General features: G+C 67.6%; 18 protein-coding genes. 7 read left to right on the plus strand and 11 right to left on the minus strand.

Going from position 1 to position 21747, the window contains the following annotated elements:
* The first annotated feature begins 1 nt into the window (after position 1).
* Entirely contained in the window at positions 2-1360 is a 1359-nt protein-coding gene (gene accC, locus ODI_RS20285) for an acetyl-CoA carboxylase biotin carboxylase subunit (RefSeq protein ID WP_067750682.1), read from the plus strand.
* Positions 1361-1391: 31 nt separating this feature from the next.
* Here accC and ODI_RS20290 read toward each other — a convergent pair whose 3' ends face one another.
* The 4 genes from ODI_RS20290 to ODI_RS20305 form a co-directional block, all read right to left on the minus strand.
* Complete coding sequence (locus ODI_RS20290) at positions 1392-2477, minus strand: GGDEF domain-containing protein (protein WP_082985194.1); 1086 nt, start codon at positions 2475-2477, stop codon at positions 1392-1394.
* A gap of 158 nt (positions 2478-2635) precedes the next feature.
* A complete protein-coding gene (panC, locus tag ODI_RS20295) occupies positions 2636-3478 on the minus strand; it encodes a pantoate--beta-alanine ligase (protein ID WP_067750687.1) in 843 nt (280 codons plus the stop codon).
* Positions 3479-3523: 45 nt separating this feature from the next.
* Positions 3524-4405 (minus strand): segregation and condensation protein A, encoded by an 882-nt coding sequence (locus tag ODI_RS20300; RefSeq protein ID WP_067750690.1) that lies wholly within the window; start codon positions 4403-4405, stop codon positions 3524-3526.
* Positions 4406-4421: 16 nt separating this feature from the next.
* Positions 4422-4610 carry a DUF3460 family protein gene (locus ODI_RS20305; protein ID WP_098020952.1) on the minus strand — a complete coding sequence of 63 codons (189 nt, stop codon included), beginning with the start codon at positions 4608-4610 and terminating at the stop codon, positions 4422-4424.
* A gap of 81 nt (positions 4611-4691) precedes the next feature.
* Between ODI_RS20305 and ODI_RS20310 the strand changes: the two genes are divergently transcribed.
* Together ODI_RS20310 and glpK are read left to right on the plus strand one after the other, a co-directional pair.
* Positions 4692-6101, plus strand: coding sequence for an MFS transporter (locus tag ODI_RS20310; RefSeq protein ID WP_098020953.1), 1410 nt, complete (start codon positions 4692-4694; stop codon positions 6099-6101).
* A gap of 65 nt (positions 6102-6166) precedes the next feature.
* Positions 6167-7675: a glycerol kinase GlpK gene (gene glpK, locus ODI_RS20315; protein WP_067750694.1), complete on the plus strand. Its 1509-nt coding sequence runs from the start codon at positions 6167-6169 to the stop codon at positions 7673-7675.
* A 66-nt stretch (positions 7676-7741) separates the two neighbouring features.
* On the opposite strand, the gene ODI_RS20320 is transcribed toward glpK, so the two are convergent.
* The 6 genes from ODI_RS20320 to soxR all read right to left on the minus strand — a co-directional run bounded on the left by ODI_RS20320 (position 7742) and on the right by soxR (position 14023).
* Positions 7742-8752, minus strand: coding sequence for a Bug family tripartite tricarboxylate transporter substrate binding protein (locus ODI_RS20320; protein WP_067750697.1), 1011 nt, complete (start codon positions 8750-8752; stop codon positions 7742-7744).
* Between the two features lie 184 nt (positions 8753-8936).
* Positions 8937-9677, minus strand: coding sequence for an amino acid ABC transporter ATP-binding protein (locus tag ODI_RS20325; RefSeq protein ID WP_067750700.1), 741 nt, complete (start codon positions 9675-9677; stop codon positions 8937-8939).
* Between the two features lie 53 nt (positions 9678-9730).
* Positions 9731-10840 carry an amino acid ABC transporter permease gene (locus ODI_RS20330; RefSeq protein ID WP_067750703.1) on the minus strand — a complete coding sequence of 370 codons (1110 nt, stop codon included), beginning with the start codon at positions 10838-10840 and terminating at the stop codon, positions 9731-9733.
* A gap of 1 nt (position 10841) precedes the next feature.
* The gene (locus tag ODI_RS20335; protein ID WP_067750705.1) at positions 10842-12035 is read right to left on the minus strand and encodes an amino acid ABC transporter permease; all 1194 of its coding nucleotides are present in this window, start codon (positions 12033-12035) and stop codon (positions 10842-10844) included.
* A gap of 156 nt (positions 12036-12191) precedes the next feature.
* On the minus strand, positions 12192-13208 hold the full coding sequence (locus ODI_RS20340) for an amino acid ABC transporter substrate-binding protein (protein ID WP_067750708.1): 1017 nt from the start codon (positions 13206-13208) through the stop codon (positions 12192-12194).
* A gap of 341 nt (positions 13209-13549) precedes the next feature.
* Entirely contained in the window at positions 13550-14023 is a 474-nt protein-coding gene (soxR, locus tag ODI_RS20345) for a redox-sensitive transcriptional activator SoxR (protein ID WP_067750711.1), read from the minus strand.
* A gap of 292 nt (positions 14024-14315) precedes the next feature.
* Here soxR and ODI_RS20350 point away from each other — a divergent pair, with 292 nt between their 5' ends.
* The 3 genes from ODI_RS20350 to cheD all read left to right on the plus strand — a co-directional run bounded on the left by ODI_RS20350 (position 14316) and on the right by cheD (position 16697).
* Positions 14316-15002, plus strand: a complete 687-nt coding sequence (locus ODI_RS20350) for a cell division ATP-binding protein FtsE (RefSeq protein WP_067750809.1) — start codon at positions 14316-14318, stop codon at positions 15000-15002.
* Positions 14999-15907 carry a cell division protein FtsX gene (locus ODI_RS20355; RefSeq protein WP_067750714.1) on the plus strand — a complete coding sequence of 303 codons (909 nt, stop codon included), beginning with the start codon at positions 14999-15001 and terminating at the stop codon, positions 15905-15907. Before ODI_RS20350 ends, ODI_RS20355 begins: the two co-directional genes overlap by 4 nt.
* 151 nt (positions 15908-16058) lie before the next feature.
* Positions 16059-16697: a chemoreceptor glutamine deamidase CheD gene (cheD, locus tag ODI_RS20360; RefSeq protein ID WP_082985196.1), complete on the plus strand. Its 639-nt coding sequence runs from the start codon at positions 16059-16061 to the stop codon at positions 16695-16697.
* 126 nt (positions 16698-16823) lie between these two features.
* Here the strand turns inward: cheD and ODI_RS20365 are convergent, their stop codons facing one another.
* Positions 16824-20402, minus strand: coding sequence for an indolepyruvate ferredoxin oxidoreductase family protein (locus ODI_RS20365; RefSeq protein ID WP_067750716.1), 3579 nt, complete (start codon positions 20400-20402; stop codon positions 16824-16826).
* A gap of 267 nt (positions 20403-20669) precedes the next feature.
* Here ODI_RS20365 and mutY point away from each other — a divergent pair, with 267 nt between their 5' ends.
* Positions 20670-21737: an A/G-specific adenine glycosylase gene (gene mutY / locus ODI_RS20370; protein ID WP_067750719.1), complete on the plus strand. Its 1068-nt coding sequence runs from the start codon at positions 20670-20672 to the stop codon at positions 21735-21737.
* Positions 21738-21747: the final 10 nt, after the last annotated feature.

Below are 21747 nucleotides of genomic sequence, written 5' to 3' on the forward strand. Positions count from 1 at the left end.
CATGTTCAAGAAGGTCCTCATCGCCAATCGCGGCGAGATCGCGCTGCGGGTCATGGCCGCCTGCCGCGAACTCGGCATCCGTACCGTGGCGGTGCACTCCACCGCCGACACCCAGGCGCTGCACGTGCGCCTGGCCGACGAGCGCGTCTGCATCGGCAAGCCCAGCTCACGCGACAGCTACCTGAACATCGCCAACGTCGTCAGCGCCTGCGAGATCTCCGGCGCCGAGGCCGTCCATCCCGGCTACGGCTTCCTCTCCGAGAACGCCGCCTTCGCCCGGGAACTGGAGACGCGCGGCATCGCTTTCATCGGCCCCACCGCCGAGCACATCCGGCTGATGGGCGACAAGGTCCAGGCCAAGCGCACGGCGCGCGAGCTGGGCATCCCCGTGGTGCCGGGTTCGGCTGGCGCGGTGGACAGCGATGACGAGGCCGCGCGCCTGGCCGGTGAGATCGGCTACCCCGTCATCGTGAAGGCGTCGGCGGGCGGCGGCGGACGCGGCATGAAGGTGGTCCGCCAGGCCGGCGAGCTGCGCCAGGCCTTGGCCGCCGCGCGTGCCGAGGCGCAATCCGCCTTTGGCGACGGCACGGTCTACATCGAGAAATACCTGGCCCAGCCAAGGCACATCGAAGTGCAGGTGCTGGGTGACGGCCAGGGCGGCGCCATCCATCTGGGCGAGCGCGACTGCTCGCTGCAACGGCGCCACCAGAAAGTCTGGGAAGAGGCGCATGCGCCCACCCTGACGCCGGAAAGCCGCGGACGCATCGGGCGCATCGTGGCCCAGGCCATGTCGGCCATGCGCTATCGCGGCGCGGGCACCATCGAATTCCTGTACGAGAACGGCGAGTTCTACTTCATCGAGATGAACACGCGCCTGCAGGTCGAGCATCCGGTCACGGAAGCCGTCACGGGCGTGGACCTGGTGATCGAACAGCTGCGCATCGCGGCAGGGCTGGGCCTGTCGGTCACGCAGCAGGAGATCCGCTCGCAGGGGCATGCCATCGAATGCCGCATCACCGCGGAAGATCCCGACACCTTCCTGCCCTCGCCGGGCCGGGTCACGCAGTTCCGCGCGCCCGGCGGCCTGGGCGTGCGCGTGGACTCGGCCATCTATACCGGCTATGAGATTCCGCCCTACTACGACAGCCTGATCGCCAAGCTGATCGTGCACGGCAGGGATCGCACGGAATGCCTGGCGCGGCTGCGGCGGGCGCTGGACGAATGCCTCATCGAAGGCGTGAAGACCACGCTGCCCTTGCTGCGCAGGCTGGCGGCCGACCCCGACATTGCCGCGGGACAGTACGACATCCACTGGCTGGAGCAGACCTTCCTGGCTCCGCCCGCGCGCGCGGCGGCCTGAAGGCGCCCGCACGCCGCCCGCGTGCCGGCGCTCAGTCGCCGCGGGGCTCGTCCTGGCGCGGGGCTTCGCCGATGGCGGCCTTGCGCTTGCGCTTGACCTCGTACATGAGTTCGTCGGCCTCGCGGATCGCGGTCTGCGCCGACATGCCTGCCGGCCCCACGGCCACCACGCCCACGCTGGCGCCGTCGTAGCGGACGACGTCATCGTCCAGCTTGAACTCGCCGACCGTTGCCTCGGTCAGGCGTTCCTGCCAGCGCGCCGCGGCCTCCGCGGGCTCGCCCTGCGTGATGCGGCCTCCCGCTTTCGCCCCCACGATGCCGCGCATGGCGGGACCGGCCCCCACCACCAGGAACTCATCGCCCCCGATGCGCGCGACCATTTCCGACACGCGTGCCGCGGCCTGCAGGCGGCGGGAGATTTCCTGCAGGAAGATGTCGCCGCAACGGTGCCCATGGCGATCATTGATCTGCTTGAAACCGTCCAGGTCCACCACGGCCAGCAGGACGCTGCCATGCTCGCGCGAGGCGGCCGCCAACAGGCGGTCGGTCTGGTCGAACACCGCCCGGCGGTTGGGCAGTCCGGTCAGGCTGTCCGTCAGCGCGAAGGTCACCAGCTGCTCATTGGCCTGCTGCAGCGACTTCACAAGCTTCTCGCGCTCGATGAATCCCGCCACAAGATTGGAAAACAGGCGCAACAGCGTCTGGGATTCGTCGTTGATGGGGCGGCGCTCGGCACTGGCCGCGCACAACGTGCCCAGCAGCTCGCCATCGTTGCCACGCACCGGCGCGCTCATGTAGGTCTGGATGCCCAACTGGCGGGCGGCCTCGGCGTCGCCCCAGCAATCAGCCACCTCGTTGGTGGCCATGCGCGCATCGTCCAGCGCGCGCTTGCACAGCGTGTCCGACCACGGCACGGTCAAGCCTTCGGGGATGTTCATCCTGCCTGCGTTGCGGGCGTAGCGGACCTGCTGCACGTCGCGCGCCAGATCAATGGCGGTGAGGTAGGTGGATTCGAGACCCGTCACGGAGCCCAGCATATCCAGCAGTGGGCGGGTCAACTGCTCGATCGACTTCGCGGCGGGCAGCGAGGTCGAGAGTTGGGCAAGTATCGGATCCAAGGAAACTCCTACACGATGAAGCACGGGCAGCGGCCGGGCTGCGCACCGGCGTCCCGACCTTGGGTCCCTTGGATTTTCACATCGGCGTGCCGATCCGTGGTGGTTTCAAGCGATACGAAGTGTTGATATCGCGCCGTCACGCCCTCGCCGCAGCGGCGTCAAAGCTCGAGATTGTCGATCAGACGCGTGGCGCCCAGCTTCGCGGCGACCAGCACCACCAGCGGCTCTCCAGCCCGCACCTGCTCGGGGGACGCCTTGCGCAGATCGTGCTGGCGACGAACCGATACATAGTCCACCCCCCAACCGCGCGACGCCAGGCGTTCTCGCGCGCGCGCCTCCAGCACGTCGGTGTCCAGCTCGCCGGCACGCAGGCCCGCCTGCACGTCCTGCAGCGTGGCGTACAGCTGCGGGGCTTCCGCGCGCTCCTCGGGCGTCAGGTAGACGTTGCGCGAGGAAAGCGCCAGGCCGTCGGCGTCGCGCACGGTCTCGTGGGCCAGGATTTCCACCGGCAACTGGAACTGGCGGCACATGTGGCGCACGATCATGAGCTGCTGGTAGTCCTTCTTGCCGAAGACGGCCACGCGCGGCTGGACACAGGAGAAGAGCTTCAGCACCACCGTGCACACGCCGTGGAAGAAGCCGGGACGGAATTCGCCTTCCAGGATGTCGGCCAGGTCGCCCGGCGGCTGCACGCGGTAGTTCTGCGGCTCGGGGTACATCTCCTTGTCATCGGGCGCGAACACCACGTAGACGGCGCGCTGTTCTTCCAGCTTTTCCACGTCGTCCTGCAAAGCGCGCGGGTACCGGTCGAAATCCTCGTTCGGACCGAATTGCAGGCGATTGACGAAGATGCTGGCCACCACGGGGTCGCCGTGCTGGCGTGCCATCTTCATCAACGCCAGGTGGCCGGCGTGCAGCTTGCCCATCGTGGGGACCAGGGCGACGCGGTTCTGCCCGCGCAACTGGTCGCGCAATTCGTCGATGGCGTGGATGACTTTCAATGCATGTCTCCTGTGCGGGCCTTGCTGGCGCCGGCTTGGTCTCGGTTATTCGGTGTCGGCCGCGGTATAGGCCAGGCGCACGTAGATGGGCGCATAGGGCTCGGCCTGCGTGATCTCGAGCAGCGACTCGCGCGCCAGCTCCAGCATGGCCAGGAAGTGCACCACGACCACGGCGGCGGGCGCGCCTTCGTTGATGCGCTCCAGGAACAGGTCGCTGAATTCCATGAAGCGCACGCCGCCCAGGCGGCGCAGGATGTGCGTCATGTGGTCGCGCACGGAAAGCTGTTCGCGCGTGATGTGGTGATGGGCGTTCAGCTTGGCGCGCCGCATGATGTCGGCCCAGGCCGCGCGCAGGTCGTCGGCGTTCACCTCGGGCAGCACGCGCTCGGTCGTCAGGTCGGCCCAGGCCTGCGCGCGCATGAAGTCGCGCCCGGCCTGCGGCAGCGCATCGAGCTTGCGCGCCGCCAGTTTCATCTGCTCGTATTCCAGCAGGCGGCGCACCAGCTCGGCGCGCGGGTCTTCGGGCTCTTCGCCGGTGTCGGTCTTGCGCACCGGCAGCAGCATGCGCGACTTGATCTCGATGAGCATCGCCGCCATCAGCAGGTATTCGGCGGCGAGTTCGAGGTTGTGCTCGCGGATCTGTTCGACGTAGGACAGGTATTGCCGGGTCACCTCCGACATGGGGATGTCCAGCACGTTGAAGTTCTGCTTGCGGATCAGGTACAGCAGCAGGTCCAGCGGACCTTCGAAAGTCTCGAGGAAGACCTCGAGCGCATCGGGGGGAATGTAGAGATCCTGCGGCAGCGCGAACAGCGGCTCGCCATACAGGCGCGCCAACGCCACGCTGTCGACGACGTCAGGCGTGCTGTCCTCGGACGGCTGAACCAGCGCGTCCAGGCCGTTGCCCGGCAGGGCGGCGGACGTCATCCCCCGGAACCCTGGATCAGTCGTTCTGGTAGACGTAGGGGCGCTGCGGCACGCGGGCGATGCGGAAGCCTTCCTGCTGCTCGGCGTCGATGGACTTGTCCCACAGGCGCGCGCGGCCATCGCGCTGGGCCTGCTCGGTGCCGGGATGTTCCTTCTTATAGTCCTTGAGGAAGCGGGTGACTTCGGATTCGTAGTTGGCCATGATGCCGGAAATCTCTATACGTGGCGGGATGCAAGGAAGTTTACTTCAGTCCGCGCAACAGCCCGCGCGGTTACAATCCCGGCCATGAGCGACGCCCCAGCACCCCGTGCCGTCGACCCGCAACGGGCCGCGCGCATCCTGCCTTTCATCGTCGGCTGCGCCCTGTTCATGCAGATGCTGGACGCCACCGTCGTTGCCACCGCCCTGCCCGCCATGGCGCAGGCGCTGAACACCACGCCGGTCAGGCTGAACATCGCCATCACGTCCTACCTGCTGGCCGTGGCGGTCTTCGTGCCGATCAGCGGCTGGGCGGCCGACCGCTATGGCGCCCGCCGCGTCTTCCTGGCCGCCATCGGCCTGTTCGCCCTCAGCTCGGCCGCCTGCGCGCTGTCGCAGGACATCTCGCAACTCGTGGCCGCGCGCGTGGTGCAGGGCCTGGCCGGGGCCATGATGGTGCCCGTGGGCCGCGTCATCATGCTGCGCACCGTGCCCAAGCACGAGCTGCTGCGCGCCATGTCCTTCCTGTCCGTGCCCGCCCTGCTCGGGCCCATCGTCGGCCCGCCGCTGGGCGGCTTCCTGGTCACCTACGCGTCCTGGCACTGGATCTTCCTCATCAACATTCCCATCGGCATCCTGGGCATCCTGCTGGTGCTGCGCCACGTCCCGGAAATCCGCGACGAGGCCGCGCCGCCCCTGGATCTGGTCGGCTTCATCCTGAGCGCGGCCTGCCTCGCCCTGCTGGTCACCGCCTTCGAAGGCATCGGCCATGGTTCCTTCGCACCCCCGGTGCTGGCGGCCATCGTGGCAGGCGGCCTGGCCTGCGGTTTCCTGTACGGCTGGCATGCACGGCGCGCGGCCGCGCCCATCCTCGACCTGACGCTGATGCGCCTGCCGACCTTCGCCATTTCCACGCTGGGCGGCAACCTGTGCCGCTTCGCCGTGGGCGCCACGCCCTTTTTGCTGGCCATGCTGCTGCAGGTCGGCTTCGGCATGACGCCGTTCGCCGCGGGCATGATCACCTTCGCGGGCGCCACCGGGGCGCTGCTCATGAAGTTCGTGGCCGCGCCCATCCTGCGCCGCTTCGGCTTCCGCCAGGTCCTGATCGTCAATGCCGTCCTGACCGGCGTCTTCGTCATCGCCTGCGCGCTGTTCTCGCCCAGCACGCCCGCGTGGGTGATGATCTCGGTGCTGCTCGTGGGAGGTTTCTTCCGCTCGCTGCAGTTCACGGCGGTCAACACGCTGACCTATGCCGAAATCGACAGCGGACGCATGAGCCAGGCCAGCACCTTCTCGGCCATGGCGCAGCAGCTGGGCATCAGCCTGGGCGTGGGCGTGGCGGCGGTCACGCTGAACCTGTCCATGAACGCGCGCGGCGCCAGCCAGCTGGCTGCCTCGGACGTCATCGTGGGCTTCATCGTGATCGGGGCGCTGTGCTGCGCCTCGGCCCTGTCCTTCATGCGCCTGCCCCGCCAGGCCGGAGAACAGCTGCAGTGACGTAGTGCCCATGCAGTCCCCGCTGGACAGGTCCGCCCAAGGACAAGAACAGGAGACAACCGACGATGGCGAACGGCACCTTCATTCTCGCGCTGGACCAGGGCACCACCAGTTCGCGCGCGATGGTCTTCGACCGTGACGGCAACGTGCGCGGCACGGCGCAGCAGGAATTTCGGCAGCACTATCCCCAACCGGGCTGGGTCGAACACGACCCCATGGACATCTGGCGCACCCAGCTCGATACCGCCCGCGAGGCGCTGCGCAACGCGGGCGCCGCCGCCTCGGACGTGGCGGGCCTGGGCATCACCAACCAGCGCGAGACCACCGTGCTGTGGGAGCGCGCCACGGGCCGCCCCATCGCGCCAGCCATCGTCTGGCAGGACCGCCGCGGCGCGCCGCTGTGCGACACGCTGCGCGAAGCCGGCCACGCCGAGCGCATCCGGGACATCACCGGCCTGGAACTCGATGCCTATTTCTCGGGCACCAAACTGGCCTGGCTGCTGCGGGAAGTGCCTGGCGCACGCCAGGCCGCCGAGCGCGGCGAACTGGCCTTCGGCACCATCGACACCTGGCTGGTCTGGCAACTGACGGGCGGCGACGTGCACAGCACCGACGCCAGCAACGCGTCGCGCACCCTGCTCTATGACCTGGCAACCGGCGACTGGAGCGACGAGATGCTGGCCTTGCTGGACGTCCCGCGCAGCCTCCTGCCCGGGATCGCGCCCAGCAGCGGCATCATCGGCAAGACCCTGCCCGAGCACTTCGGCGGGGCCTTGCCCATCGCGGGCGTGGCGGGCGACCAGCAGGCCGCCACCTTCGGCCAGGCCTGCTTCGAACCGGGCATGGCCAAGAACACCTATGGCACCGGCTGCTTCATGCTCATGAACGTCGGCACCACGCCCGCCGTGTCGCAACACCGCCTGCTGTCCACGGTGGGCTGGCGCATCGGCGAGCGCAGCGACTACATGCTGGAGGGCAGCGTCTTCGTCGCGGGCGCGGCCATCCAGTGGCTGCGCGATGGCCTGGGACTGATCCGCCGCGCCGATGAAGTCGAGGCGCTGGCGACCAGCGTGGCCGACACCGACGACGTCTTTCTGGTGCCCGCCTTCACCGGCCTGGGCGCGCCGCACTGGGACCCCTATGCGCGCGGCGCGCTGGTGGGCGTCACGCGTGGCACCACGCGCGCGCACGTGGCGCGCGCGGCGCTGGAGTCGATTGCCTTGCAAAGCGCCGACCTGCTGCGCGCCATGCGCGCCGACAGCCCCACGGACCTCAGCGAACTGCGCGTGGACGGCGGCGCGGCGCGCAACGACCTGCTCATGCAGATGCAGGCCGACCTGCTGGGCGTGCCGGTGGTGCGCCCCCGCGTGGCCGAATCCACCGCGCGCGGCGCGGCGGGGCTGGCGGGCCTGGCGCTGCAATATTGGTCCGGCCAGGACGAGCTGGCCGCGCAATGGAAAGTGGAGCGCCGCTTCGAACCCGAATGGAATGCCAGCCAGCGGGACGCCAGGCTCGCGCGCTGGCACCAGGCCGTGGCGCTGTCCCGGGGCTGGGCAGCAGGCAAGCCAGGCTGAAAAACGCAAGGCCCCGGCGCGCTGTCGCACCGGGGCCTTGGGCTCAAGGCATCACGCGCGGGCGTATCAGTTGATGCTGGCGCCAGACAGCTTCACCACCTCGCGGTACTTCTCCATTTCGCCGGCCACGAAGGCCTTGAAGTCATCGGCGCTGCCGGGACGCGTGTCCGAGCCCATGATCAGCAGGCGCTCGCGCACGTCGGGCAGGTTCAGGGCCTTCACGTAGGCCTGGTTCAGGCGCTCGACGACAGGCAGGGGCGTGCCGCCGGGCGCGAAGACGCCGAACCACGTGCCCAGGTCGAAACCCTTGACGCCCGACTCGTCGATCGTCGGCACATCCTTCAGCAGGGACGAGCGCGCCAGCGTGGTCACGGCCAGCGCCTTGACCTTGCCGTCGCGGATCAGCGGCGCAGCCGCAGCCAGGTTGTCGAACATGATGTCGGCCTGGCCCGAGAGCAGGGCCAGCTGGGCGGGCGCCGCGCCCTGGTAAGGCACGTGCACCGCATCCAGGCCGCCACGCGCGCGCAGCAGTTCGCCGGCCAGGTGGCCCGCGCTGCCATTGCCGCCCGAGGCGTAGTTCAGGCGGCCGGGATGCGATTTGCCGTAGGCAAGCAGGTCACCCACGGTGGCGATCCCGTTGGCGTCGGCGAACTCGCGGTTGATGACCAGCACGTTCGGCACGGCGGCCACCAGCGTGATGGGCGAGAAGTCGCGGATCGGGTCGTAGGGCAGGCTGGCGTACAGCCAGGGGTTGATGGCATGGGTGGCCACGGCGCCCATGACGAGCGTGTAGCCATCGGCCGGCGACTTGGCGACGACGCCGGCACCGATGTTGCCGCCCGCGCCTGCACGGTTCTCCACCACGACGGTCTGGCCGAACTCGGCGCCGACCTTCTCTGCCAGGACGCGCGCCATCAGGTCGAGCGGGCCGCCGGGGGGATAAGGCACGACGAATCGCAGGGGCTTGTTGGGGAAGTCGCCAGCAGCGTGGCCAAGGGCAGGCGCGAACGCCAGGGCGACCGCCACCGCGCAGGCCGACAGGGCCCGCAGGCAACGGGAAAGCAGGGGGGTCATCATGGTGGTCTCCGAACGGCGCCTCTGGCGGGCAGCCTTCAATGCGCGGCGGCAAGCATAACCCGACGAGGGTTGCGACGCCCGGGATGCACCCGGCAAGGGTGGTCCCCGCGCAACACTGGCCAGCCGCCCTCCCCGACGGTCCGGCCCGTGGGCGCGGGCACCAGCGCCGCGCCCGGTGTAGCGGTCAATGCAGGATCTGGCTCAGGAACAGCTTGGTGCGCTCGTTCTGCGGACTGTCGAAGAACGCGTCGGGCGTGTTCTGTTCGATGATCTCGCCGCGGTCCATGAAGATGACGCGGTCGGCCACCTTGCGCGCGAAGCCCATTTCGTGGGTCACGCACAGCATGGTCATGCCGCTTTCCTCGGCCAGCGTCACCATCACGTCCAGCACTTCCTTGACCATTTCCGGATCGAGCGCCGAGGTCGGCTCATCGAACAGCATGATCTTCGGATGCATGCACAGCGAGCGGGCAATCGCCACGCGCTGCTGCTGGCCGCCGGACAGCTGGCCCGGGAACTTGTTGGCCTGGTCGGGGATGCGCACGCGCTCCAGGTATTTCATGGCCGTGGCTTCTGCTTCGGCGCGCGACTTCTTCAGTACCCACATGGGGCCCAGCGTCAGGTTCTGCAGCACCGTCAGGTGGGGGAACAGGTTGAAGTGCTGGAAGACCATGCCCACGTCCTTGCGGATGGTCTCGATCTGCTTCAGGTCGTTGGTGAGCTCGGTGCCATCGACGATGATCTGGCCCTGCTGGTGTTCTTCCAGCCGGTTGATGCAGCGGATCATCGTCGACTTGCCGGAACCCGACGGGCCGCAGATGACGATGCGCTCGCCGGGGGCGACCTCGAGATTGACATGGCGCAGGACGTGGAACTGGCCGTACCACTTGTTGACGTCCTGCAGGCGAATGATGGCATCGGACATGCCTGTACTCCCGTTGATTCAAGCAAGGCCGGGCGCGCGCGGCGCCCTGCCGGTCATCGTTTGTGGCCCGTCGCCAGCCTGTTTTCCAAGGCCTGGCTATAGCGGGACATCGAGAAGCAAAAGACGAAATAGACCAGCGAAATGAAGACGTAGGCCTCCACGCCGAACCCTCGCCATGCCGCGTCGGACAGTGCGGCCTTGGCCGCCAGCGTCAGGTCGAAGATGCCGATCACCACCACCAGCGAGGTGTCCTTGAAGAGCGCGATGAAGATGCCGACGAGCGGCGGGATCACGATCTTCAGGGCCTGAGGCAGGATGATCAGGCGCATCTGCTGCCAATACGACAGGCCCAGGGAATCGGCGCCTTCGTACTGCCCCTTGGGAATGGCCTGCAAGCCGCCGCGCACGGTCTCGGCGATGTAGGCGCCCGCGAACAGGATGATGGCGATCTGCGCGCGCAGCAGCTTGTCGAAGGTGACGCCGACCGGCAGGAAGAGCGGCAGCATGACCGAGGACATGAACAGCAGGCTGATGAGCGGCACGCCGCGGATCAGTTCGATGTAGACCACGCACAGGGCCTTGATGGCCGGCATGCGCGAACGGCGCCCCAGGGCCAGCAGCACGCCGAAGGGAAAGGCGAATGCGATGCCGAAGGTCGACAGGATCAGGGTGACCGGCAGGCCGCCCCAGCGCGCGGTCTCGACGTATTCCAGGCCGAGCACGCCGCCCCACATGAGCAGCGCGGCCGCGCCCATGCCGCCGATCCAGATGCCCAGCAGCGACAGGTTCCAGAAGCGGCGCATGCCGCTGCACACCACCACCGCGACCAGCAGGACGCAGGCGATGAGCGGACGCCACTGCTCGTCATAGGGATAGGTGCCGAACAGGATCAGCCGGTGCTTCTCGATGATGAAGGCCCAGCAGGCGCCCGAACTGGCACGGCATTCCTGGGCGTTCTGCGCCGTGTAGTTGGCGCTCAGGAAGGCCCAGTCGAGCAGCGCAGGCACCGAGGCCAGCACGAACCACACGCACAGGATGGTCACCAGCGCATTGAGCGGCGAGGCGAACAGCTGGCTGCGGATCCAGGCCCAGGCGCCCACCTGGTTGCTGGGCGGCGGTTCGCCGGTCGTCACGGCGGGAGAGGTGGGAGTCGTGGCTGCCATGTCAACGCTCCACCAGCGCGATGCGCTTGTTGTACCAGTTCATGAAGATCGAGATGGACAGGCTGACCGTGAGATAGGCCGCCATGATGATGAGGATGCCCTCGATGGCCTGGCCGGTCTGGTTCAGCGTGGTGTTGACCACCGACACGATGTCCGGATAACCGATGGCCACGGCCAGCGAGCTGTTCTTGGTCAGGTTCAGGTATTGGCTGGTCATCGGCGGGATGATGACGCGCAGCGCCTGCGGCAGCACCACCAGGCGCAGCACCTGGCCACGCTTCAGGCCTAGCGAGCCAGCGGCTTCCCATTGGCCCTGGTTGACGGCCTGGATGCCCGAGCGGACCACTTCGGCGATGAAGGCCGAGGTGTAGATGACCAGGCCTGCCAGCAGGGCGGCGAACTCGGGCGACAGCGTGACGCCGCCGACGAAGTTGAAGCCCTTGAGCTCGGGCACGTTGAGTGCCAGCGAGGCGCCCGACAGCAACCACCCGATGAGCGGCAGGCCAATGAAGAGGCCCAGCGCTGCGCGGCCCAGCGGGAACACGCGACCGGTCTTTTCCTGGTGCTTGCGCCCCCAGTGTCCCAGCAGGATGGTGCAGAGGATGGCCAGGATCAGGCCGCCCAGCATCCAGTCCAGCGCCTGCCCCTCCAGGGAAGGCATGGTCAGGCCGCGATTGGAGATGAAGACGCCCGGCAAGGGATTGGCCGCCTGGCGCGGGCCGGCGGCGTTCTCGGTGAGCAGGGCATACCAGAAGAAGAGTTGCAGCAGCAGCGGCACGTTGCGCATCACTTCCACGTAGATGCGTGCCAGCTTGTGCACCAGCCAGTTCTTGGACAGGCGCGCGATGCCGATCAGGGTACCGAGGATCGTGGCCAGCACGATGCCCAGCGCGGCGATCTTCAGCGTGTTCACCAGGCCCACCATCACGGCACGGCCGTAGGTGTCGGCAGGCGTATAGGCAATGGCCGATTCGCCGATGGCGAAACCTGCCTCGCGGCTCAGGAAGCCGAAACCGGTGGAGATGTTGCGCGCCGACAGGTTGGTCAGCGTGTTGGAAACGAGATACCAGACCGCGAACCCGACGGCAGCCAGCGCCAGCACCTGGTAGACCACCGATCGGACGGAAGGATCGTTCCAGGACAGGCGGCGCTTCGGGGCGCTCACGGGGGGTCTTGCGGGAGGAGTTTGAGTCATACGTGGCTAGCCAGGTAACGATGGCGCGGCAAGGGGAGCGGCGCGAATGGGAGCCAGGGACGGCAGGCCGGCACGAGGCGGGCTACCCGCGCACCAAAGGCCGCGAAGGCGGCCTTTGGTGCGCCGGGCGCCGCATGCGCCCGGCAAGCTGCCGTCTTAGCGTACCGGCCAGCCGTACATCAGGCCGCCATCCTTCCACGGACGGTTCAGGCCACGCTCGAGCTTCATGGCGCTGGCGGAACCCAGGTTGCGCTCGAAGCTCTCGCCATAGTTACCCACGGACTTGAGGATGTTGTAGGCCCACTTGTCGTCCACGCCCAGGTTCTTGCCCATGCCGGGCGTGGTGCCCAGGATGCGCTGCACGTTGGGATTGGGGCTCTTGACCTGCTCGTCCACGTTCTTGGACGTGATGCCGTATTCCTCGGCTTCCAGCATGGCGTTCAGCGTCCAGCGGACGATGTTGAACCATTGCTCGTCGCCCTGGCGGACCATGGGGCCCAGCGGCTCCTTGGAGAAATCTTCCGGCAGGATCACGAAGCTGTCGGGGTTCTCGAGCGTGGTGCGGGTGGACGCCAGCTGCGACTTGTCGGTCGTGAAGGCATCGCAGCGGCCGGCCGAGAACGCACGCACGATTTCGTCGTACTTGTCGATCACGACGGGCTTGAATTCGAGCTTGTTGCCGCGGAACCAGTCAGCCAGGTTCAGTTCGGTGGTGGTGCCGGGCTGCACGCAGACCGTGGCGCCGCCCAGTTCCTTTGCGCTTTTCACGCCCAGGTCCTTCTTCACCATGACGCCTTGGCTGTCGTAGTAGTTCACGCCAGCGCCGACCAGGCCCAGCGTGGTGTCGCGCGTCAACGTGACGGTGGTGTTGCGGGTCAGCACGTCGATCTCGCCGGACTGCAGCGCGGTGAAGCGTTGCTGCGTGTTCAGCGGCGTGACCTTGAATTTGGTGGCGTCATTGAAGACCGTGGCGGCGATGGCGCGGCACAGGTCCACGTCCAGGCCTTGCCACTGGCCTTTGCTGTCTGCGAGGGAGAAACCGGGGATGCCGGTGGACACGCCGCACTGCACGAAGCCCTTCTTCTTGACGGCATCGAAGGTGGCGCCAGCATGGGCCGCGGACGTGGCTGCAAACAGCGCAACGCCGGCTACGGCGAGTTTCATTGCTTTCATCGCATATCTCCAGGAACAGAAAGCGCCAGGGTTGGCACAGAGGGTGGTGGAGCCCCGCGGATCGTCGGTTCTTGGCCGTGAGTCCGCGCTGCAAGTCTGGGGATGGTATCGCTTTGATACGTCTCACACATGGGGGGTTTCCCTTGTTGCTGCAGCGCAATCGAACCGTGTATTCCGCGCACCCGCATCTTGTCTGAAAGCCGCGCCAATAGCCAGTCTTCAGCGATATTGCAGTGCGATCGATCAAGGAAAAAACCCTCTGCTTCCACGCACCGGAGCAGGGCGATCGCGCGCCACGTTGGTGCCGATCCTGCAAATGAAACAGAGCTTTCCATCAGCTGTCACGGGCGATCGAGAATCCGTGGCCCGGGCCCCTCCTCGCCCAGCACGTCATCGGGATTGCGCAGCGGGCAATCGCTCAGCGAAAGGCAACCGCAACCGATGCAGCTGTCCAGCTCATCGCGCAGGCGCGTGAGCTTGCGGATGCGCGCATCGAGATCCTCGCGCCAGCGCGACGACAGCGCGCGCCACTCCGCGGCCGAGAGCTTCGCGCCCTGGTAGCGGCTCATCGCCTCGTGGATCTCCTGCAGCGGAATGCCCGTGCGCTGCGCTACCTTGATGATGGCGATCGCGCGCAGGACCACGGGCGCATAGCGGCGCTGGTTGCCGCCGCTGCGCGTCGACTGGATCAATCCTTTCGTCTCATAGAAATGCAGCGTCGACACTGGCACGCCCGCGCGGCGGGCGACCTCGCCCACGGTGAGGGTGCGCATGGCCTCGGGCGGCAAATCATCGTGGGGGTGCTCGGTCGCCATGGCCGCCTTTTTTACCTCAAGATTGGTTGAGGTTTTATAGTCCACCGCGCCAGCGCTTGCCCAGCAAGACCTTTCATCCTGCGCAGATTCACAGGCAGGCCCGCCCCCCCTGCTGGATGAACGCACCGGGATGGTGCGCACCGGCAACCGCGCCCTGCTGGCAGTCTGCCCAGCGCCTGTCGCGCTGGCGCAACAAACGCACACAATCCGGTGCGCCTGCGGCGAGGCCGCCCAGCGTTACTATTGGCGGCTCGCCCCTTTTCACGCCTCGGCTCCCGGCCCCCGCCAGCCCATGATCGAGTTCCAGCACGTCTTCAAATCCTATGGCCGTGGCCGCAACATCCTGGCCGACATCACGTTCAAGGTCTCGCCCGGCGAGTTCATCTTCGTGTCCGGCCCGTCGGGCGCAGGCAAATCGACATTGCTGAAGCTGGTGGGCGGCCTCGAGCCGCCAAGCCGTGGCGCCATCCAGGTCCACGGCCAACGCCTGGAAAAACTGTCGGCGCGCGCCCGGCCCTACCTGCGCCGCGCGGTCGGCGTGATCCTGCAGGACACCCACCTGCTGTACGACCGCAGCGCCTTCGAGAACGTGATGCTGCCGCTGGCCGTCACCGGCCTGGCGCCCGAGCTCGCCTCGGCGCGCGCCCGCGCCGCCATGGAAAAGGTCGGCCTGTCAGGCAAGGAAGCGCTCAACCCCATCGAACTGTCGGGCGGTGAACAGCAACGCCTGGCCATCGCCCGCGCCATCGTCAACCGCCCCGCCATCCTGATCGCCGACGAACCCACCGCCAACCTGGACCGCGACAACGCGCGCCGCATCCTGAATGTCTTCCGGGATTTCAACCGCGTCGGCGTCACCATGCTGATCGCTTCGCACGACGAAGCGCTGATGGCCGAACACGCCACGCGCACGCTGCGCGTGGAACCCGGCCGCTTCACCGACGTGCGCACGCGCCCGGCCGCCGAGGAGCAGGCATGAAAAGCTGGCTGCGCCAACATCGCTACGCCTTGTCGATCACGGTTCGCCGGCTGCTGGCCCAACCGTTCTCGTCCTTCGCCAACCTGCTTGTGATCGCCCTCGCGCTGTCGCTGCCGCTGCTGGGCACGACCGTGCTGCTGTCGGCCGAGCCGGTCGCGCGCCAGGTCTCGGTCACGCCCGAATTGACGCTCTTCATGAAGGTGGACGCGCCCGCCAACAGCGCCCGCGACACCGCCGACCGGATCGCGCGCGAACACGACGCGCAGATCTCGGGCGTGCGCGTCATCGGCCGCGACGAAGCCCTGCGCACGCTGCGCAACACGCCGGGCTGGGAAGCCTCGCTCGCCGTGCTGCCCGAGAACCCCCTGCCTGACGCGGTGGTGGTCACGCTGGAACAAGGCGAAGATCTTGCCGCGCGCGCGGACACGCTTGCCGCCGCCTGGCGCGGCTGGGATTACGTGGATGTCGTGCAACTCGACAGTGCCTGGGTGCAGCGGCTGGAGGCGCTGCTGCGCTTCGCACGCATCGGCCTGGGCCTGCTTGCGGTCAGCGTGGCGCTGGTCGTGCTGGCCACCGTCTTCAATACCGTGCGCATGCAGGCCCTGTCGCAACGCGAGGAAATCGCCGTGGCGCGGCTGGTGGGCGCCACCGAATCCTTCGTGCGCAGGCCCTTCCTGTATGTGGGCGCACTGAGTTGCACGCTGGCCTCCCTGCTTGCCATCGGCATTGCCGCGCTGGCCCTGCAACCCTTGAACCAGGCCTTGGCCACGCTGGCTCGCAGCTATGGCGCGGACATCGCGCTGCACCTGCCCGGTCCGGGCGTCCTGGTGCCGGCCATCGTGGCCACCGCGCTGCTCGGCGCGGTATCAGCACGGTGGTCCGTCACGCGCAATACACGTTTCTAGGGGGTTTTCATCCCCTTTGTCCACGACTAGGATGCGCCCCGGAAGCTCTACAGTCGCAGGATGGAATCACTCCGGATGAAATATTCCGGAATATTCCGACATATGCGACCCTCCGGGCCTCTCATCGGCCCACCTTTGTCCTAGCCACTTCATGCCGTTCCAGGAATTCCGGGCCACCCGCCAGTACTTCGACAGCGCATTCGGCATGCAGGCCGTGAAGGTACTGCCGACGGAGTATTACGTCTCGAAAGAGAACATCATGATCTCGACCGTGCTGGGGTCGTGCGTCGCGGCCTGTATCCGCGACCCGCAGGCCGGCGTGGCGGGCATGAACCACTTCATGCTGCCCGAGGGCGACCCGGCCTCGCCGGCATCGGCCACGATGCGCTATGGCGCCTATGCCATGGAAGTGCTGATCAACGAACTGCTGAAAGCTGGCGCCACCCGCTCGCGCCTGGAAGCCAAGGTGTTCGGCGGCGGCGCGGTGCTGGACGCCATGCAGCAGACCAACATCGGCGAACGCAATGCGGCCTTCGTGCTGCACTACCTGAAACTGGAAGGCATCCCGGTCCTGGCCAAGGACCTGGGCGACGTCCACGCGCGCCGCATCAACTACTTCACGGGCACCGGCCAGGTGCTGGTGCGCCGGCTGATCACGCAACGCAAGGCGGAAGCCGTCATCGCGCACCGTGAGCTGGCCGTCGCAAGGTCGGTGCAGCAGGACGCCGACGCGAACAAGCCCGGGCCGCGGCCGGCTGCGTCGTTGGTTCGGCCTTTGCGGGCGCGTTAGCGTTTCGTTTTCATTTCAGTGGGGCTTGGACCGCCAAGTTGCCGCACCCCGCGGCAGGCGACCGACGGCACGACCATCCTCGGCGGCCGTCAACCCAGCGGTCCCGACACCACACAAACACAACAACTACGCAGCCCTCTCCCCAGCCCGAGGCGTAGCCACCCGCACCCCCTGCAGCAGCGCAGTCCGCCGAGCAGCCACCCGCTCGATACTCGCAGCCTTCACATGCCCATATCCGCGAATGTCCTCAGGCAGCGACGCCACCGCCACCGCCCGGTCCAGGTTCGCCGGCGACAGTCCTTTCAGCAGGCTCTCCACCGTCCCGCGATACTCATCGATCAGCGCGCGCTCCATGCGGCGATCGGCCTGGTAGCCAAACGGGTCGAACATCGTGCCGCGCACGAAGCGCAACTTCGCCAGCACGCCGAACACCTTCATCATGCCCGGTCCATAGCGGCGCTTGGCCGGCGGCTTGCCGTCCTTGCCGTGCGCCAGCGCGGGCGGGGCCAGGTGGAAAGCCAGCTTCCAGTCGCCTTCGAATTGCGCCGCCACCTTGCGCAGGAACTCGCCGTCGCTGTATAGCCGCGCCACTTCGTACTCGTCCTTGTAGGCCATCAGCTTGTAGTAGTAGCGCGCCACCGCCAGCGCCAGCCGGCTCGTGCCGCAAGCGGATTCCTCGGCCACCGCCACCTGGTCCACCAGATCCGCATAGCGCCGTGCATAGGCCGCGTTCTGGTACTGCGTCAACAGCGCCACGCGATGCGCACGCAGGCGTTCCAGTTCGCTGCCGGGGCGCTTCAATTCCACGACATCGGCCATCGCTTCGCCCGCGCTGCCCAGCTCGCCGCTGGCGCGCTGGTGCACCGCCACCGGATCACGCGCCGCGCGGCGCCCCCAGTCGAAGGCCAGCAGGTTCTTTTCGATCTGCTGGCCGTTCAAGGCAATCGCCCGGCGCAGCGACTCGTGATGCAGGGGCAGCCAACCCTTCTGATAGGCATAGCCCAGCATCAGCGGGTTGGCATAGATCGCATCCCCCAGCAGCGTCACGGCCAGTCCGGCGGCATCCAGGTGGTCGACGCGGCCCGCGCCACAGGCGCGCGACAGGTCGCGCTTCAAATCCGCACCCGGCAAGGTCCAGTTGGGATTCGTGATGAACGCCGCGGTCGGCGCCACATCGGTGTTCACCAGTGCGTGCGTGCGGCCCGGCCGCATCCGGGCAATGGACTCGGCGCTGGTGCCCACCACCAGGTCACCGCACAGCACGAGGTCCGCCTCGCCCATCGCCACGCGGGTGTTCATCATGTCATCCGCGCTGGCGCCCAGCACCACGTGCGAATAGACCGCGCCGCCCTTCTGGGCGAGCCCGGCCATGTCCAGCACCGAACAGCCCTTGCCCTCCAGGTGCGCGGCCATGCCCAACAACTGGCCGATGGTCACCACGCCCGTGCCGCCCACGCCTGCGACGAAGACGCCGTATGCGCCTTGCAGGGCAGGCGATTCGGGCAACGGCAAGGCCTCGGCATCGGGGCCCGGGCCATCGCTGGCGCGCGGCTTGCGCAGCGCGCCGCCCTCCACCGACACCAGGCTCGGACAAAAGCCATTCAGGCAGGAGTAGTCCTTGTTGCAGCTTGACTGGTTGATGGTGCGCTTGCGGCCCAGCGCGGTTTCCAGCGGTTCCACCGACAGGCAATTGGATTGCGTGGAGCAATCGCCACACCCTTCGCAGACCCGCTCGTTGATGACGACGCGGCGCGCGGGATCGGGATAGTCGCCGCGCTTGCGGCGGCGGCGCTTCTCGGTCGCGCAGGTCTGGTCATAGATCAGGATGGACACGCCCGCATACTCGCGCAGCGCGCGCTGCACGTCATCGAGCGCGTCGCGATGATGCACCGGCACGCCCGGCGGCATGCCGGCCATCCCGCCGTACTTCTCGGGCTCGTCCGTCACCACCACGATCTTCCCGATCCCTTCCGCGCGCAATTGCTGCGCGATCATGGGCACGCTGATGGGCCCGTCGACGGGCTGCCCGCCCGTCATCGCCACGGCGTCGTTGAAGAGGATCTTGTAGGTGATGGGCGCCTTGGCCGCGACCGCCGCGCGAATGGCCAGCAGGCCCGAATGGAAGTACGTGCCATCGCCCAGGTTGGCGAAGACGTGCTTCTCTTCGGTGAAGGGCGCCTGGCCCAGCCAGGGCACGCCTTCGCCGCCCATCTGCGTGAAAACCTGCGTGCCGCGATCCATCCAGGTCACCATGTAGTGACAGCCGATGCCCGCCAATCCCCGCGAGCCCTCGGGCAGCCGCGTCGACGTGTTGTGCGGACAGCCCGAGCAATACCAGGGCTTGCGGTCGGTCACCACGCGCGGGCGCGACAGCTCGCGCTCGCGGCCTTCGATGAAAGCCAGCCGGACCTCGATGCCGCGCCGGACATCCTCGGGCAGTTCCATGCGCAACAGGCGCGCGCCCACGGCCTTGGCCACCATCGCGGGCGAAAACTCGTAATGCGCGGGCAGCAGCCAGTTGCCTTGCGGCACGGCCCATTCCCCGCCGTCCTTGTCGTCGAACTTGCCGACCACGCGCGGAATCTTGCGGCCCGTGCCGATCCAGCCGAACAGCTCTTCCTTGACCTGGTACTCCAGCACCTGGCGCTTTTCCTCGATGACGAGGATCTCGTCCAAGCCTTCGGCGAAGGCTTGCAGCCCGGTGGCCTCCAGCGGCCAGACCATCCCCACCTTGAAGAGGCGCAAACCGATGCGGCGACAGGCCGCCTCGTCCAGCCCCAGGTCGGACAAGGCCTGGCGCGTATCCAGATAGGCCTTGCCCGAACTGATCAGCCCCAGGCGCGCCCGGTCGGCGGGCACGTCCCACAGCTGCCGGTTCAGGCCATTGGCGCGCGCATAGGCCAGCGCGGCGTATAGCTTGTAGTCCAGCAGCCGGGCTTCCTGGCTCAGCGGCGTGTCGGGCAGGCGGATGTTCAGGCCATCGGGCGGCAGCAGGAAGTCCTCGGGCAGCGTCACCGCCACGCGGAAAGGGTCGACCTCGACCGAGGCGGAGACCTCGACGATGTCGGTGATGGTCTTCAAGCCCACCCACACGCCCGCGTAGCGGCTCATGGCCCAGCCGTGGATGCCGAAATCCAGCACCTCCTGCACGCTGGACGGGAACAGCACCGGGATCATGCAGGCTTTCAGGATGTGATCGCTCTGGTGCGGCAGCGTGGAGGACTTCGCCGGATGGTCGTCGCCCGCCACCACCAGCACGCCGCCGTGGGGCGACGTGCCCGCGGCATTGGCATGCTTGAAGACGTCGCCGCAACGGTCCACGCCCGGCCCCTTGCCGTACCACATGCCGAAGACGCCGTCGTAGCGCGCGCCAGGAAAGAGATTGAGCTGCTGCGAGCCCCACACCGCCGTGGCGGCCAGGTCTTCGTTGATGCCCGGCTGGAACTCGACGTGGTGGGCCTTCAGGTGGCTGGCCGCCTTCCACATGTTCTGGTCGACGCCGCCCAGCGGCGAGCCCCGATAGCCCGAGATGAATCCCGCGGTGTTCAGGCCCGCGCGCTCATCGCGCAGCCGCTGGTTCATGGGCAGGCGGACCAGGGCGTGGATGCCGCTCATCCAGGCGCGGCCCTGGGCCAGGGTGTAGCGGTCGTCCAACTGGACGGACGCCAGCGCCGCGCGTTGCGCGGCCGTGAGGGGGGCGTTCATTGTGCTTGTCTCCGTGGGTACTGGATGCCCGAACCCTCGCCACCGTCGCGGCCCTTGTGAGGCCCTGGGTGCGCGGGTGCGGGCGTTTGCGCCGGCTGCTCGCTTCTTTTCCTGCTTGTACCGCCGCGCCTGCCGTGCCGCAAGATGGGATTGCCCCTAGCGGCGCGCCTGCCCCCGCGGCGGCATTGACCCTTGCTTACAGCTGTTTCCCTTCCGGATCATCCGGCCCGCGCGGGGCGGCCGCGCGAATCGGCAATAATCCGCCCCATGGATTTCGCCCACACGATCATCGACTGGCAGCGCCTGCATGGCCGCCACGGCCTGCCCTGGCAGGGCACGCGCGACCCCTACCGCGTCTGGCTTTCGGAAATCATGCTGCAGCAGACCCAGGTCGCCACCGTGATTCCGTATTACCACCGCTTCCTGGAACGCTTCCCCGACGTCGCCACGCTGGCCGCCGCCGCGCAGGAAGACGTCATGCCGTATTGGGCCGGGCTGGGCTACTACGCCCGCGCGCGCAACCTGCATCGCTGCGCGCAGAGCGTCGTGTCGGACTGGGGCGGCCAGTTCCCGCGCAAGCCGGAAGACATCGCCACGCTCACCGGCATCGGCCGCTCCACCGCGGCGGCCATCGCCGCGTTCTCGTTCGATACGCGCGCGGCCATCCTGGACGGCAACGTCAAGCGCGTGTTCGCGCGGCATTTCGGCATCGAAGGCGACCCGATGCGCCGCGAGATCGAGAAAGCCATGTGGTCCCTGGCCGACAGCCTGCTGCCCGGCACCGGCCACACCCATCCCGGCATGCCCGCCTATACGCAAGGCCTGATGGACATGGGCGCCACCGTCTGCACGCGCGGCACGCCGGCCTGCGGCGCCTGTCCGCTGGCCGGCACCTGTGTCGCGCGGCGCGAGGGCCGCCAGCAGGAATTGCCCACGCCACGCGCACGCAAGGCCGTGCCGGAACGGGAAACCGCCATGCTGATGCTGGAATGCGAAGGCCGGCTGCTGCTGCAGCGCAGGCCGGAGACGGGAATATGGGGCGGGCTGTGGAGCCTGCCGGAGTTTCCGGTGCACGAAAGCGCAGCGCGGATCGCGCTGCAATGGGTGCCTGCCGCGGACAGTCCACAAGCCCTGGCGCACTTCCAGCACGTCTTTACGCACTTCAAGCTGCGCATCCACCCTTGGCACGTACAAGGCAAAGGGCAATGCACCGAAAGCGCCGATCAGGAATGGATTGCCCTGGATCGCCTGGCTGACGTCGCGCTCCCCGCACCGGTGCGGAAACTGGTGGATGGCTATTTCACGAGGGACCTTCTGCAGCCGGCGTCGACCTGATGTGTCCACC

This window comes from Orrella dioscoreae (assembly GCF_900089455.2).
GTDB classification, from domain to species: domain Bacteria; phylum Pseudomonadota; class Gammaproteobacteria; order Burkholderiales; family Burkholderiaceae_B; genus Orrella; species Orrella dioscoreae.